The sequence below is a fragment of the Breznakia pachnodae genome, from assembly GCF_030814225.1.
Taxonomy (GTDB): Bacteria; Bacillota_I; Bacilli_A; order Erysipelotrichales; family Erysipelotrichaceae; genus Breznakia; species Breznakia pachnodae.
On sequence record NZ_JAUSUR010000002.1, the window covers coordinates 145,066 to 160,505 of the forward strand.

At 34.1% G+C, this 15,440-nt stretch carries 13 protein-coding genes and 1 riboswitch; of the genes, 2 read left to right on the forward strand and 11 right to left on the reverse strand.

Annotated elements, in window-relative coordinates:
* Positions 1-77: 77 nt before the first annotated feature.
* From purH to J2S15_RS06810, 8 genes are all read right to left on the reverse strand, one after another.
* Entirely contained in the window at positions 78-1,607 is a 1,530-nt protein-coding gene (gene purH, locus J2S15_RS06775) for a bifunctional phosphoribosylaminoimidazolecarboxamide formyltransferase/IMP cyclohydrolase (RefSeq protein WP_307406692.1), read from the reverse strand.
* A complete protein-coding gene (purN, locus tag J2S15_RS06780) occupies positions 1,588-2,169 on the reverse strand; it encodes a phosphoribosylglycinamide formyltransferase (RefSeq protein WP_307406694.1) in 582 nt (193 codons plus the stop codon). The genes purH and purN overlap by 20 nt, the downstream gene beginning before the upstream one ends.
* Complete coding sequence (purM, locus tag J2S15_RS06785; protein WP_307406695.1) at positions 2,163-3,191, reverse strand: phosphoribosylformylglycinamidine cyclo-ligase; 1,029 nt, start codon at positions 3,189-3,191, stop codon at positions 2,163-2,165. Before purM ends, purN begins: the two co-directional genes overlap by 7 nt.
* On the reverse strand, positions 3,181-4,611 hold the full coding sequence (gene purF, locus J2S15_RS06790) for an amidophosphoribosyltransferase (RefSeq protein ID WP_307406697.1): 1,431 nt from the start codon (positions 4,609-4,611) through the stop codon (positions 3,181-3,183). Before purF ends, purM begins: the two co-directional genes overlap by 11 nt.
* A 2-nt stretch (positions 4,612-4,613) precedes the next feature.
* The gene (purC, locus tag J2S15_RS06795; RefSeq protein ID WP_307406698.1) at positions 4,614-5,321 is read right to left on the reverse strand and encodes a phosphoribosylaminoimidazolesuccinocarboxamide synthase; all 708 of its coding nucleotides are present in this window, start codon (positions 5,319-5,321) and stop codon (positions 4,614-4,616) included.
* 15 nt (positions 5,322-5,336) lie between these two features.
* Positions 5,337-9,029, reverse strand: a complete 3,693-nt coding sequence (locus J2S15_RS06800) for a phosphoribosylformylglycinamidine synthase (protein ID WP_307406700.1) — start codon at positions 9,027-9,029, stop codon at positions 5,337-5,339.
* Positions 9,029-9,529 (reverse strand): 5-(carboxyamino)imidazole ribonucleotide mutase, encoded by a 501-nt coding sequence (purE, locus tag J2S15_RS06805; protein ID WP_307406701.1) that lies wholly within the window; start codon positions 9,527-9,529, stop codon positions 9,029-9,031. The genes J2S15_RS06800 and purE overlap by 1 nt, the downstream gene beginning before the upstream one ends.
* Positions 9,530-9,696: 167 nt before the next feature.
* Positions 9,697-9,796, reverse strand: a riboswitch (purine riboswitch).
* A gap of 123 nt (positions 9,797-9,919) precedes the next feature.
* Positions 9,920-11,203: an HdeD family acid-resistance protein gene (locus J2S15_RS06810; RefSeq protein WP_307406702.1), complete on the reverse strand. Its 1,284-nt coding sequence runs from the start codon at positions 11,201-11,203 to the stop codon at positions 9,920-9,922.
* A 113-nt stretch (positions 11,204-11,316) separates the two neighbouring features.
* Between J2S15_RS06810 and J2S15_RS06815 the strand changes: the two genes are divergently transcribed.
* Both J2S15_RS06815 and J2S15_RS06820 read left to right on the forward strand, forming a co-directional pair.
* A complete protein-coding gene (locus J2S15_RS06815) occupies positions 11,317-11,532 on the forward strand; it encodes a hypothetical protein (protein ID WP_307406704.1) in 216 nt (71 codons plus the stop codon).
* A gap of 82 nt (positions 11,533-11,614) precedes the next feature.
* Entirely contained in the window at positions 11,615-11,908 is a 294-nt protein-coding gene (locus tag J2S15_RS06820) for a DUF1330 domain-containing protein (RefSeq protein ID WP_307406706.1), read from the forward strand.
* A 55-nt stretch (positions 11,909-11,963) separates the two neighbouring features.
* Here the strand turns inward: J2S15_RS06820 and J2S15_RS06825 are convergent, their stop codons facing one another.
* From J2S15_RS06825 to J2S15_RS06835, 3 genes are read right to left on the reverse strand one after another with little or no spacing between them, the layout of a single operon-like run.
* Positions 11,964-12,473, reverse strand: a complete 510-nt coding sequence (locus J2S15_RS06825) for an LPXTG cell wall anchor domain-containing protein (protein WP_307406708.1) — start codon at positions 12,471-12,473, stop codon at positions 11,964-11,966.
* A 12-nt stretch (positions 12,474-12,485) separates the two neighbouring features.
* Entirely contained in the window at positions 12,486-13,994 is a 1,509-nt protein-coding gene (locus J2S15_RS06830) for a toxin Cry1Ac domain D-VI-related protein (RefSeq protein ID WP_307406709.1), read from the reverse strand.
* Between the two features lie 32 nt (positions 13,995-14,026).
* Positions 14,027-15,379: an RNA polymerase sigma factor gene (locus J2S15_RS06835; protein ID WP_307406711.1), complete on the reverse strand. Its 1,353-nt coding sequence runs from the start codon at positions 15,377-15,379 to the stop codon at positions 14,027-14,029.
* Positions 15,380-15,440 lie beyond the last annotated feature (61 nt).

Genomic DNA, 15,440 nt, shown 5'->3' on the forward strand with positions numbered 1-15,440 from the left:
ATTCTATTCCCCTCGCTGATTTTAGTATACATTATTCGACAAAAAAACACGAGTATGAATTACCCGTGTCTCTTGTATTAATGTTTGAAATGACGTACGCCTGTGTACACCATTGCGATGTTATGTTCATCACATACATCGATTGACAACTGATCCTTAATCGAACCACCTGGTTGAATAATTGCAGTAACTCCTGCAGCAACTGCTGATTCTACTGTATCCGGCATTGGGAAGTAAGCATCACTGCTCATTACACTTCCTTTTGCTTTTTCTCCAGCTTGTTCAAGAGCAATCTTTGCAGCACCAACACGATTCATCTGTCCAGCACCTACTCCGATTGTCATATTGTCTTTTACTAAAACAATGGCATTACTTTTAACATGTTTTACTACTTTCCACGCAAATAGTAATTGTTCAAGTTCTTCTTTGGTTGGTTTTCTCTTTGTAGGGAATGTAAGTTCCTCTTCGCTAATCTTTTTAAGATCCATATCCTGTACTAATAAACCATCGTTTACGTTTGTTACTTTTAGTTTTGAGTTTACTGCTAAACTAGTATCTAATTGTAATAAACGAATGTTTTTCTTTTGACTTAATATTTCAAATGCTTTATCACTGAATTTTGGGGCAATAATGATTTCCAAGAAAATCTTAGATAACTTTTCTGCAGTTACTTCTTCTACTTCACCATTGAAGGCCACAATACCACCAAAGATTGATGTAGAGTCTGCTTCATAAGCTTTATCCCAAGCTTGGTCAATCGTTGCTCCAATTCCTACTCCACATGGGTTCATATGTTTCATACCAACTGCACATGGTTCATCAAAGTCTTTTAATACTTCAATACAAGCATTTGCATCTTGAATATTGTTGTAAGATAATTCTTTACCATGTAGTTGTTTTGCATTCGCAATTGAATATTTAGGATCTGCTGATTTATAGAAAGCAGCATCCTGATGAGGGTTTTCCCCATAACGTAAATCTTGTACTTTATCATAAGTAACCGTAAATGTTTCAGGGAATTTCTCTCCTGTTTTTTCAGTTAAATATTGCGCAATAATTGCATCATAACTTGCTGTATGACGGAATACTTTCGCAGCAAGATATTCTCTAGTAATTGGACAAGTTTCTCCATTTTCTTTTAGTTCCTTGATGACTGGTTCATAATCTTTAGGATCTACTAAAACTGGAATAAACTTGTAGTTCTTCGATGCACTACGAAGCATACTTGGACCACCAATATCGATGTTCTCAATAATTTCTTCATGTGTTACTCCATCTTTCATAAGCGTTTGCTTAAATGGATATAAGTTTACACATACAAGATCAATATACTGAATATTCAAATCTTCTAATTGTTTTACATGATTAGGATTGTCACGAACACAAAGCAGAGCTCCGTGTACATTTGGATGTAATGTCTTTACCCTACCATCCATAATTTCAGGAAAGTTGGTAACTTCACTAATTCCAATTGTTGCAATTCCATTTTCATCTAATGTCTTCTTTGTTCCCCCTGTAGAGATGATTTCGTATCCTAAGCCTACTAATTCTTTTGCGAATTCTACGATTCCATCTTTATCGGAAACACTAATCAATGCTCTTTTCATGATTTACCTCCTTGCATACATTTTCTAATACAACTGGAAACATTTTGTATTCCAGTTCATGTATCTTCTCTTCAAATTCATCAAGCGACCACGTTGGCTCAATAACCACCTTCTCCTGATGAATAATCTCTCCTGTGTCAATTCCTTCATCCACATAGTGAATCGTCACTCCACTGTACTCAGCCTTTGCCTCATAGGCATCCTGAATACTGTGAGCACCTGGAAATGCAGGCAGATATGCAGGATGTAAATTGATAATGCGATTTGCATAATTGGTTAATAATACATTACCAATAAAACGCATATATCCTGCTAATGCAATTAAATCAATTTCATACTTTTTCAAGTATTCTACAATCTTTTCTTCATATTCCTTTTTTGATGAAAAGGCTTTTGGGTTCACATATACATAAGGAACTCCAAGTTTTAATGCACGCGTAATTGCATATGCATTTTCTTTGTCTACAATCAGCAGACAGATGTTGGTATGTTCATAATCTTTACTTACCAGGTTTTCGAAATTGGTTCCACTACCTGAAGCAAAGACTGCAACATTTACCATGTCAGTTCAACCTCACCTGAGTTTGTAACTTCACCAATTACATATGCTTTTTCATCAATATCATTTAACAGCGACAATGTCTTATCAACATCCGCTTTATCTATAGCTAATACAAATCCAATTCCCATATTAAACACATTAAACATTTCTTTTTCTTCCATATTTCCTGTCGACTTTAATAAATCAAATATTCTCGGTCTTGGGAAAGATGTAACATCGATTTTCACACCTAAACCATCTTTCAGCATTCTAGGTACATTTTCATAGAATCCACCACCAGTGATGTGTGACATTCCTTTGATTTGTACATGTTCCAACAGATGCTTAATTGCTTTTACATAAATTCTAGTAGGCGTTAACAACACTTCCCCAAGTGGTTTGTCAAAGTCCTCATATGTTTTATGAATATCTAGATGTGCATCTTTTAATAATATTTTACGAATTAGTGAGAAACCATTTGAATGAACTCCTGATGAAGGTAATCCAACCAATACCTGACCCTCGCCAATTGTAGAACCATCTAACAATTTACTCTTTTCAACTGCCCCTACACAGAAACCAGCAACATCATAGTGATCAGCACTATACATATCTGGCATTTCAGCAGTTTCTCCACCAATCAGTGCACATTCACTTAATTCACACCCATCAGCTACACCCTTAACAATCTGTTCGATTTGTTTTGGGTTGTTTTTGCCTACTGCAAGATAATCCAAGAAGAATATTGGCATTGCCCCTTGCACAAGAACGTCATTCACACACATTGCAACTGCATCGATACCAATGGTATCGTGCTTGTCAGCAGCAAATGCAATCATCAGTTTGGTCCCTACACCATCCGTTCCTGACACTAATACTGGTTCTTTCATTCCTAATACACTTAAGTCAAACATTCCACCAAAGGCACCGATAGAATCCTGAGCACCTTTAATTTTCGTTCTTGCTACATGTGACTTAATCAATTGTACGGATTCATAACCTGCTTCTAAATCTACACCAGCCTCACGATACTTATCGCTCATTTTCTATTTCCTCCTTCAGTTGTACTCCTAAGTTAAATAAATCAGTAGGATATACTCCATTGAAACATGCAACACAAAGGTTTTCGGTTTCAAATGCTTCCATCATTTTATCTACTTCTAAAAATTTCAGTGAATCAGCAATAATGAAATCTCTAACTTCTTCATTGTTTTTTCTGGCACTAATTAATTCCTTACGACTAGATGTATCTACACCATAGAAGCAAGGGTGCGTAATTGCTGGTGAACCAATACGAACATGTACTTCCGTTGCACCTGCATCTTTTAATAACTGTACAATACGTTTACTTGTAGTTCCACGCACAATACTGTCATCAACTAAGATAATTCGTTTTCCCTTAACAATATCACGCACTGCACTTAACTTCATACGTACACCACGTTCTCTTTGGGCTTGGGTTGGTTGAATAAAGGTTCTACCTACATAACGGTTTTTAATTAACCCTAATTCGTATGGAAGACCACTTTCTTCTGCATAACCCATTGCAGCACTTAAACTTGAATCTGGAACTCCAACAACGATATCAGCTTCAACATCACCTGCTTCTTTGTCGATTTTCGCTAACATTCTTCCTGACAACTTACGTGCCGTATGAACATTGATTCCATCAATACTACTATCTGGACGTGAGAAATAGATATACTCCATTGCACACATCTTTAACTGTGTTTTTTCTGCATATTGAATATGCTGTATTCCATTGTAATCAATCTTTAATAATTCCCCAGGTAATACATCAAATTCTTCTCTACCATTTACGATATCAAAGGCACATGATTCACTACTTACCACATAACCATTATCAACTTTCGCAACACTTAGTGGACGAAGTCCATTGTGATCACGTACTGCATACATTTCATTTTCACGCATTACCACAAAGGCAAATGCACCTTCCAAATGAAGTACGGCTTTTCTGATTTTCTCTACGAAATCACCTTGTTCACGTTGAATCAAGTGACCAATAATTTCCGAATCACTCGTCCCTTGGAAAATACTCCCATTGTTTTCCATCTCTTCACGTAACTCTTTCGCATTTACAATATTACCATTGTGCGATACCGCAAAGTCACCTTTGTGAGAACGAACCATGATTGGCTGAATATTTTCAATTTCATTACCACCAGCAGTAGAATAACGAACATGTCCTACTGCATGTACTCCCTTTAACTCTTTAATAACACGGTTGTTAAATGTTTCAGTCAGCAGTCCTCTACCTTTGATACATTTAATTTCTTTTTTGTTACTAGTTGCAATACCACTCGCTTCCTGACCACGGTGTTGTAGCGCATGAAGACCGAAATACGTAAGAGAGGCAGCATCTTTGACATTGAATACCCCAAAGACACCACATTCTTCATTGATTTTACCTGTTAAGAAATAATCCTTTTCAAATAGCATTCTTAATCCTCTTTCTTTTCTAGTCGAGCAAAGATTTCTTCATATGCTTCTTCCACATTTCCCATATCCCTACGGAAGCGATCCTTGTCTAGTTTTTCGTTAGTTTCTTTATCCCATAAACGACATGTATCAGGTGAGATTTCATCTGCCAGTATAATTTCTCCATCACTTGTTTTACCAAACTCAACTTTGAAATCAATCAGACGAATTCCCATATGATCCCACATCTCAATCATTAATTCATTAATCTTCTTTACTTGTGCATACATTTCATCCAACTCTTCACGAGTTGCCAAACCAAATGCAATTGCATGATAATCATTGATAAGTGGATCACCAAGATTATCATCTTTCCAACATATTTCAAATATTGGTTCTTTTACTTCTGTTCCTTCATCAATATGATATGCTTTCGCTGCACTTCCAGCGATTACATTACGAACGATAACCTCAAGAGGTAGAATGTCAACTTTGCGGCATAACTGATCTCTCTCATTTATAGTTTTAATCAAATGAGTTTTAATTCCATGTTTCATTAAATACTTATAAATTAATGTAGTAATCTTATTATTTAAGACTCCCTTATTCTCTATAGTTCCTTTTTTCTCTCCATTACCAGCTGTAGCATCATCCTTGTAATGTACAATAATTTCTTCTGGATTTTCTGTTTCAAATATTTGTTTTGCTTTGCCTTCGTATAACATTCTCATAATCTTTACCTCACTTTATTTTTTGAAATACTCAATACCATTTTTGAATATGTTCTGTTCCTTTTCACCATAGATGTTTTTAAACAGACCATCTTCATAACGTTCACTATGTCCCATTTTACCAAAAATACGTCCATCAGCACTTGTGATACCTTCAATAGCATAACTACTTCCATTTAGGTTATAGGTACCATTCATTGTTGGATCACCATTCAAATCTACATACTGTGTAGCAACCTGACCATTTTCAAATAATGCATTTGCTTCTTCATCACTGATGACAAATTTACCTTCACCATGTGAAATGGCAATACTATGAACATCATCAGTTTTAAAACTACTCAACCAAGGTGACTTATTAGAAGTAACCTTCGTTGAAGCAATATGCGATACATGTCGGTTGATATCATTTCTGAATAACGTTGGTGATGATTCATCTAATTTACTAATGTCACCATATGGTAATAAACCTGATTTAATTAATGCCTGGAATCCATTACAGATACCCAAGATTAATCCATCATTTGCCAGCAATGTCTGAACTGCTGCATTTACTTGTTCATTACTCAGTACATTGGCAATAAACTTACCACTACCATCTGGCTCATCTCCACTACTGAATCCACCAGGAATCATCAGAATTTGTGCATTAGCGATTTTATCGCTTAATTCACGTAATGATTTCTTTGTATCTTCTACACTCAGGTTATTGAATACATAAATCTCTGCATCTCCACCTGCGCGATCGAATGCCTGCTTACAATCATATTCACAATTATTTCCTGGGAAAACAGGAATAATAACTTTTGGTTTATCAACTTTTTGTTTTGGTTCTACTTGTTTATCTGCATTGTACACTGGTGTATCAATTACTTTTTTATCTGCATCAATCACTGGTGCATAGATATCTTTGTAACGTTCTTCCCATGCGTCAATCGCATCATCCATCATAACTGCATCATCATTAATGAAGATTTCGTTATTGTCTGTCGTTTTACCAATTAGGATAAAGTTATCAGCACTAATCTCCTGCGTACTTTCAACAATTAAACTACCGATTGACAATTCATATACATCTTCATGCGTTTCCACGTGGGCACCAATCTTATTACCAAAACTCATTTTGGCAACACTCTCAGCTACTCCACCAAACTTGACAGTTGAAGCAGAAACAATTGTTTTCGCATCTACTAACTCTTTTACTTTCGTAAAGTTGTTACGTAGTACTTCATAATTCGGTGCATCATCCAGATGTCTTTCATGCTTTACATAGTAGATATAATTTCCAGGTTTCTTAAATTCACTAGAAATAATATTATCAACATTTTCCGTTGTTACTGCAAAGGTAATCAAAGTTGGAGGAACATGAATATCTTTGTATGTTCCACTCATACTATCTTTACCACCAATTGCAGGGGTTTTAAATTCATATTGTGCTTCCACAAGTCCAAGTAATGCCTGTGCTGGTTTTCCCCAAGCCTTTGGATCCTGATTCAAACGTTCGAAGTATTCCTGACAAGATAGTCTTGCTGACTCATAACTTGCACCAACGGCAACTAAACGAGCCAATGCTTCAACTACACTATACGCTCCTCCTAAGTACGGTGAGTACGCACTTAGTTTTGGATGATATCCATAGCTAAGAACACTTGTTGTTTTGGTATGTCCAAATACAGCCACCTTCTGAACACTTGCTTCACTCTCAGTCAATTGATACTTACCACCAAATGGCATCAGTACGGTTGACTTTCCAATTGTCGCATCAAACATTTCAACTAATCCACGTTGTGATGCCACATTGTCTTGTTTTAAGTTTTCCAAGATATGTTCTTTTTTAACTGTAAACGGATTTACATATTCTTCACTGTAATCACAAATGGTAACTGCCTGGCTTTGAGTAACTCCATTGGTGTCTAGGAAGTCTCTAGAGATATCTACAATTGTTTCTCCCTTAAACTTCATTACCAGACGATTGTCATCACTTACCTCTGCAACTACATAAGTGTTTAAGTTTTCTTCATATGCATATTTTTTAAATTCTTCATAATCCTTTGGATCAATTACACAAGCCATACGTTCTTGTGATTCACTAATTGCCAACTCGGTACCATTTAATCCAGCATACTTTGTTGGAACTTTATCTAAGTCAATGTGAATACCATCGGCCAATTCACCAATCGCAACACTAACACCACCTGCTCCAAAGTCATTTGCCTTTTTAATCAAACGTGTACAGTCAGGATTACGGAACAGACGTTGTAACTTACGTTCAATTGGTGCATTCCCTTTTTGAACTTCACTTGAACATTTAGTCAGTGATGTTTCATTGTGTTCCTTACTGGAACCAGTTGCTCCACCAATCCCATCCCTTCCTGTATCTCCACCTAGAAGTACGACGATATCGTTTGCTTCCGGATGCTTTCTAACTACATTCGCTTTCGGTGCTGCACCTACCACAGCTCCAACTTCCATTCGTTTTGCCACATACCCTTCATCATAAATCTCTTTGACATAAGTAGTAGCCAAACCAATCTGGTTACCATATGATGCATATCCTTGCGCTGCGGTTTTTGAAATTACGCGTTGTGGTAATTTATTTGGCAGGGTATCTTTTAAATCTTTAGTGATATCTCCTGCACCAGTAATACGCATTGCCTGATATACATAACTTCTTCCAGATAATGGATCACGAATCGCTCCACCAATACATGTACTCGCCCCACCAAATGGTTCGATTTCTGTAGGGTGATTATGCGTTTCATTTTTAAACATCAATAAGTAATCTTCTTGTTTACCATCCACATCCACTTTGATTTCAATGCTGCATGCATTAATTTCATCCGTGATTTCCATGTCATCCAGTAAACCAATTTTACGTAAATATTTTCCACCAATTGTTGCCATGTTCATTAGCGTAATTGGTTTATCCTTTTTATTTGCTTCCTGATTTAGTTTTAGGAACAGTTCATATGCTTCCTGAATCTTTTGTGAGAATTTACCTTTTTCAATTACGATAGAATTCAACACTGTTTCAAATGTTGTATGACGACAGTGATCTGACCAATACGTATCCAACACCTTAATTTCGGTAATCGTTGGATCACGATCTTCATCCCTGAAGTATTTTTGAATAAACAGAATATCTTCAGCACTCATTGCCAGGGATTCATTTACTCTATATTCTTCTACTTCTTTTGGATTCCAGTTAATAAATCCATTTACGGTTTCCACTGGTTCAATCGTTACATCTTCATCATTCTCTAAAACACTTAAATCTTTTTCTCTCATCTCTACTGGATTAATCAGATAGCCTTTGATCGTGTCTAACTCATCTTTAGAAATGTTACCTTCTAATACAACTATTTTTCCACTCTTCACAACCACATCTTCTTTACTATTCAATAGCATCAGACACGCTTGTGCACTATCACTTCTTTGATCATATTGACCTGGAAGACTTTCAAATGCAATGTATGTTTTTCCAGTCAAATCAAGTTCTTCATATACATTATCAGTTACCACTTCTGAAAGAACTTTTGTTTTCAGTAAATGGATATCCTGATCATCTGCATTGAAGACATCATATACATTATAGAGAACTACATGTTTTACACTATCAATCCCAAGGTTATGATTAAGTTCCTTGTTTAAGGAAAGTGCCTCTACATTATATTCTTCTTTCTTGCTTACAAATAATCGTTTATTCATTAGTTTGACCCCGTATATGTTTCAACATTTGTATCTTCTAATACCTTTTCAGCCATTGACTTCTTATAATCCTGAAGTCTGTCTGCCATTTTCGCATCACTTACTCCTAAGATTTGTGCAGCTAAGATCGCAGCATTTGCAGCACCTGCTTTTCCAATCGCAACAGTTGCAACTGGAATTCCTTTTGGCATCTGTACAATTGATAACAGTGAGTCCATCCCACCTAGTGCTTTGGTTTCGATTGGAACACCAATTACTGGTAAAGTAGTTGTCCCAGCAATTACTCCAGCCAAATGAGCAGCTCCACCAGCGGCAGCAATTACCACTTGTATACCACGCTCTCTCAAGCCTACTGCATACTCGTGTGACTCCACAGGTGTACGATGCGCTGATAAGATTCTAACTTCATATCCAATTTCAAATTCTTTCAGCATGTCCATACAGTTCTTCATTACTTCTAAATCACTTTTACTACCCATCACAATACTCACTTTTATCATTTTCTTTTACCTCCAAAAAATAAAAAAGCGCGGTAAGATACACTCCACCACTACTACACTAAAATATACAGTTGTAACTTGTAGAATCCGTTCACGTAATAGCTGATGTGCATTTTTATACCTCCTACAAAACAACGATTAAATAAAAAAGCACCTATCTTTTTACGTTCACAGATTGCTGTCCTTGTAGTCCGACAATAACGGAGTCGGGTAGAAACTTGTTGACCTTATCTCAACGACTATACAAGCACTTTTTTATACAAACCTATCATACAAGAAAAAGAAGCGTTTTTCAACCAACAATTACGCTTTATTTACATTATTTTCACTGATATTTATTCTTTTATCACATTTCTAAAAAAGTAAGCCTTTTCATAACTAGCAATACGTCTAATTATAGATAACTTTTGAGATTACCAACATATCTTTAGAAGAAAACCGATTATTCAAATATTCATAGTAAGTACCTGGAGTAATGATTCCATTCATTTTTAAAACATCAATTCCTGCACTACCAACAATCTGGTCTGCCAACTTTACACAGTTACTTCCCAATACAAAGAAGGTCTTAAATTTTCCTTTTTTAAATTTATAAAATTCAGTAGGAACATTAAAACTAAGTCGTGATGCATAATAGTCATTTCTTCCCACATAAAATGGTGGTACCCATTTATACAAATCAACAATTATTTCATCCAGTTTTCGTTTCGCTTCCTGCTTCTGTTCTTTGGTTAATTTCAAACCAAAGGACACAAGAGTTTTATTACTGTCTTCAATTACAAAAGGGATATATTTTTCACGTTTCGCAAAAAATAATACACCATCACCAATCATCTCAAAGAAACGCTGGGAATGATGGTCATAATTACCATAAGACATTACAACACCTTCAAAACAGACATCCACATGACCAATGATTCCAAATCCCTTTGGACTCATATGAACAAATACTTCAATATCTGGTTCTTCATCCAATTTAATTTCTTCCACTTCGGGAATGGTATGTTCCTTATATTTATCACTTGGCGCAAGAAACTCATTCATTTCATCCAGTACAAACTTAGGAATTAGGAACTCTACAAACACTGGTAAGGTAATACGTATCTTACGTTTTATTTTATCTTGTTGCTGTACTGGTATAACTTCTTTTAATCCATCATTACAATACGTAAATCCATAAAGAATAAAATATACAGCTATAATATTTAATACGACATTCACATGTAAGTATGGAGAGAATAGTAAGAATCCACCTAGTCCTAAATAGAATAAACTAAGAAACAGATCTTTCACTCTTCCTGTTACATTGTTTCTCCTTAATATATAGTAGTTAAGTGCCCGAATCGCACATTGTAGCAATGCATATAATCCACAGATAATTCCAAATAAGGATATCTGCATCGTCTGAAAAGTAATAACTAAAATCCCTAACCCAATATTTAGAACTGCAGTAGACAGTGGAATTGCCCCTTCTTTTCCACGCACCTTATGAAGAATCAAACGTAAAATGTTCGATACCCCAACGACAATAAATGCGATACCAAAAATGTAGAACATTGCCTGCAAGGTAAAAAGACCAGTGTTTAAAATGAAAACACCTAGTCCAATTAATGCAATCCCCGTAAGAAATAAGCGAAGAGCGTCCGCTTTTTTAGTAACAATCTTTTTCTCCATATGATAATTATACCGTTTGTGCAAACGATTACAAGCCTGTTATTTTCTATTAATATCTGTTCACTTACAACCCAATTAGAGTTATAATGATTTTAGTGAAGGAGGATATCTCATTGAAACCGGATATTAGAGAATTTATTGCAGAATTAGATACAGGAGTTTTAGAAAATTTAATGGATGTACACTCTGCAAGCCGACTACAAGCTGGGATGGATATTCAAGAAGTAGTTATTCAATTAAATCATGGATCTATGTTGTTCGCTTTAGATTTATTAAACCTATACCACGATTGGTTAATGGAACGATTGGATAAAGATGCATTAACATAATTCAACAATATAATTATATTGTAAGGTCTTCCCATGAAGACCTTATTTATTTTATAATAAGTATATAAATGAGGTGATTCTTATGAGTGCATATTTTGTAGTATCAGTAGAGATTAATGAACAAAGCAACCAGCAAGACTATGATAAGTATATTGATAAAGTAGTTCCTATCGTTAAAAAGTATGGTGGCGAATATCTTGTCAGAAGCAACCTTATCACTCCATTATCAGATAACTGGAAACCAGATCGTATGATTATCATTCGCTTCGATAACAAACAGCAAATTTTTGATTGGTTAAATAGTGAGGAATATAAAAACATTGCCGACTACAGAATTAACTCTGTTATCAGCAATGCCGTTATTATTGAACAGTAAAAGAGGAACGATTGATTCCTCTTTCTTTATAATATAACGAAGGGCAATTATTATATTATTGCATTTTTCTTTTCTTAGTAACTACTGCAATTCCAAGTAATGAACTAATTAATAATCCATATAATAGAACCATATTCGTTTGATCACCTGTATTTACTGTGTTTACGCCAGATGTAGAAGTTCCATTAGGATTTACACTTGGTTTTGATACAGTAGGTGCATCTACTGTAGGTTGTGATGGATCTGTTGGTTTTGTAGAAGGGTTATTACTTACATTAACTGTAAGCTTTGTTTTCACTACTGCTCCGCTACTAAACTCTACATCTACATCATATGTTCCATTCGCAAGTGTTTTTAAGTATGTTCCATTTAATGTAATAACGGTACTTCCACTCGTTACTTCATAATTACTTGCTGCTAGTTCTTTTCCATCTACATAAACTTTTGTAAACTTTTCTACTGGTGCATCAATTTTTGTATATACTGTTCCTTTTCCAGTGAAAACCTTGAACGCTTCAAGAACTACAAAGTTTTTCTCATCTAATTGTTTTTGTGCTTCATCCAATTTATCTTGAAGTTATGCTTTCTTATCTTCATCTTTTACTTTGTTTACCAATTCTTGTGCATTGTTAATATCTTCTTGCGTTACAGTGTCTTTAATTTTTGCATCTTCATTAAATAAATCATCTACTGCTTTTTCCGCATTTTTTTTATTCAATTGTCTTTGTGCTTCATCTAATTTATCTTGAAATTCTTTTTTCTTATCTATGTCCGTTACTTTATTTACCAATTCTTGTGCATTGTTAATATCTTCTTGCGTTACAGTGTCCTTAATTTTTGTATCTTTATCAAATAAATCATTTACTGCCTTTTCTGCATTTTTTTCATTTAATTGTTCTTGAGCATCTTTAATTTTACTTTGAAGTGTATCTTTTAAATCACTTTCCGCTAATAGATTTACAGCAGTATTAGCATTATCAATCAGTTTTTGATCTAAATTATCAACTATTTTCCCACTATTATCGGTTTTAAATAATTCATAAACTTTCTTTTTGGCATCTTCTCTAAGATCGAATTGTTTTTGTGAGTTTTCAATTTTAATTTCACCCTCTTTTACTAATAGATCCCAGTAGCTTCCTGATCCAGATTCTACATTTTTTATATCTTTTAAGTTCTCTAGTGATTCTAATTGCTCATTAATATCATCTTGTGTCAGATAATCATAAATATTACCATCTTCATCAAATAAATCTGTAATAAATACTGTCAATATATCACTTTCTGGTCTGTTTTTTGTTGTTGAAGTACCATTAATTACTAAAAAAGTTAATGAAGGATGTAGAGCGAACATTGTTTCTAAATCACCAGTAAGACCTTTGTTATTACATATCATAAGTTCTCTTAATGCTGTATTTTTAGCTATTTCAGCAGGAATTTCTCCACTCAAATAGTTATTACCAACATATATAATCTGCAATGAATGATTTCCCAATGAAGATGGAATAGTACCTTCTAACTTATTTTCATTAAGCAGCAATTGTTGTAGATTTGATAAATTACCTAACTCTGAAGGAATATTTCCCTCTAATTGATTATTGTTTAAATAGATAACTGTCAATGAACTTATATTACCAATTGATTTTGGTATTGATCCAGTTAATTGATTTCCTTCCAAACGTAACAAGGTTAATCTTTTCATTTCTCCTATTGATTCAGGAATTACTCCAGTAAACTGATTATTGTTAATCGATAATCTTGTGATATTGGTAAAATTTTCTATACCTGTAATCGTACCTGTAAGTTCTTTTTTAGATAAAACTATTGTTCCAGTATATGCATTAGCCTCACCAATAGTAATAGAACCATCCTTATTACTATCAATACCTGGATAATTTTTCAAAATAGCATCATGAAGTGGTTTCGATGACTCAGGAAATGCTGAATCAGTTAAACCTAAAGGCGTTGTATCTACCGTCTTTTCCTCTTCCTCCATTTCATTCGCTTTCGTCATAGTTTGCGTTGTTAGTCCTAATAACAATCCACCAATTAATAAACTTATAAAAATCTTTTTTTTGCTTGCTTTCATTTTTTCCTCCATCTTTATTAATTTTATAAATATTATTCAATACTAAAATCAAAGTCATATTGTATACGGTGATTATTATAGTCAAATATCGTTACTGATATTTTTTCATCGAAACTTCCATAGACTTGATTATTTTTATTGATTTTTATTTTTCTTCCATTATATTCAACATATGATATATCATAATTAATTTGAGATAGTTCATCATTTACAATTAATTGCAAATAATTATGATATCTTTGTACTTCTACCACTTCTGGTGCATATTCATCAATCACATTAATATAAAATATTATTTCTTTATTATCTATTACAAGCTTATATTTTCCATTCTCGCTTATTTGAACTATCAGTGATAACCCATCTTGATTAAAATGAATATTTTCATCATTAAATAATACTTTGATATCTTCCTTATTCACTTCTTTCTTTAACTTAATAGTCACATCTACTGACATCCTTGTTGGAAAGGAGATATACTCAATACTTTCTACATAAGGACTCTTCTTTATTTGTTCATAGGTATCTTTATCTTTTATATAAGAAATATCATCAATATTTTTAGCTGGCTCTTCATACAAATTTGAGTACACAAGACCTGCAATTCCTACAAGTACCACTATTGAAGAAATAATAAGAATTTTTGTTGATAACAGTTCAACTAAATTTGATAGTCTCATTAAATGATTCATTTTATATAAATCATTATGAAACTGAAAATTTTGTTTATCACATATCTCATTTTGGTATTCCTGAAGAAGTAATCCTAGCATAGGAATTATCGCTATATTGTATAGTTTCACTTTATTTTTGTTTTGATATTCTTCTATCTGCATTTCTAAGTTTTTTCTTCCTGCATGCAAACGAGACTTCACTGATCCTGCATTATAATCAAGTAACTGTGCAATTTCTTCTATCTTATATTCTTCAAGATAATGTAGTGTTATAACTTCTCGTTGTTTTTTAGGAAGATTATCAATGAACTTAATAACTAGTTTTTTTGTTTCATTTAAATCATACACTTCATTTGGTAAACTATCTCTTCGTTCATCTTTAATCGTTGATTCAAATGATTCTTCATAATCATTACTATGTAGAAACTCAGAATCATAACGATTATTCTTTTTCAGATAATCTAGACAAGAGTTGCGAACTACTCTATACATCCAAGAACTGAACATTTCTGGATTTTTAAGTGTATTTAACTTTTTGTAAATTAGAAACATTGCATCCTGTGAAGCATCTAGTGCATCAGCTTCACTTCCCACTACGACGTAACACCAGAAATATACTTTATTTACGATTAGTGAGTATAACGACTCAAACTGCCCTCTATCTTTTTGTACTTCTTTGACAATCTGGGTAAGTTTCTCCTTCTTATCCATGATTTCGCCCTCCTTTATTACCATAATCTGCTTACCCTAATACTTAAACGATTGTCGCTAC

What these genes read in the sequence shown, in the direction of transcription:
- purH (WP_307406692.1), bottom strand. Translation starts at nt 1,607, where the DNA reads ATGAAAAGAGCATTGATTAGTGTTTCCGATAAAGATGGAATCGTAGAA.
- purN (WP_307406694.1), bottom strand. Translation starts at nt 2,169, where the DNA reads ATGGTAAATGTTGCAGTCTTTGCTTCAGGTAGTGGAACCAATTTCGAA.
- purM (WP_307406695.1), bottom strand. Translation starts at nt 3,191, where the DNA reads ATGAGCGATAAGTATCGTGAGGCTGGTGTAGATTTAGAAGCAGGTTAT.
- purF (WP_307406697.1), bottom strand. Translation starts at nt 4,611, where the DNA reads ATGCTATTTGAAAAGGATTATTTCTTAACAGGTAAAATCAATGAAGAA.
- purC (WP_307406698.1), bottom strand. Translation starts at nt 5,321, where the DNA reads ATGAGAATGTTATACGAAGGCAAAGCAAAACAAATATTTGAAACAGAA.
- J2S15_RS06800 (WP_307406700.1), bottom strand. Translation starts at nt 9,029, where the DNA reads ATGAATAAACGATTATTTGTAAGCAAGAAAGAAGAATATAATGTAGAG.
- purE (WP_307406701.1), bottom strand. Translation starts at nt 9,529, where the DNA reads ATGATAAAAGTGAGTATTGTGATGGGTAGTAAAAGTGATTTAGAAGTA.
- J2S15_RS06810 (WP_307406702.1), bottom strand. Translation starts at nt 11,203, where the DNA reads ATGGAGAAAAAGATTGTTACTAAAAAAGCGGACGCTCTTCGCTTATTT.
- J2S15_RS06820 (WP_307406706.1), top strand. Translation starts at nt 11,615, where the DNA reads ATGAGTGCATATTTTGTAGTATCAGTAGAGATTAATGAACAAAGCAAC.
- J2S15_RS06830 (WP_307406709.1), bottom strand. Translation starts at nt 13,994, where the DNA reads ATGAAAGCAAGCAAAAAAAAGATTTTTATAAGTTTATTAATTGGTGGA.
- J2S15_RS06835 (WP_307406711.1), bottom strand. Translation starts at nt 15,379, where the DNA reads ATGGATAAGAAGGAGAAACTTACCCAGATTGTCAAAGAAGTACAAAAA.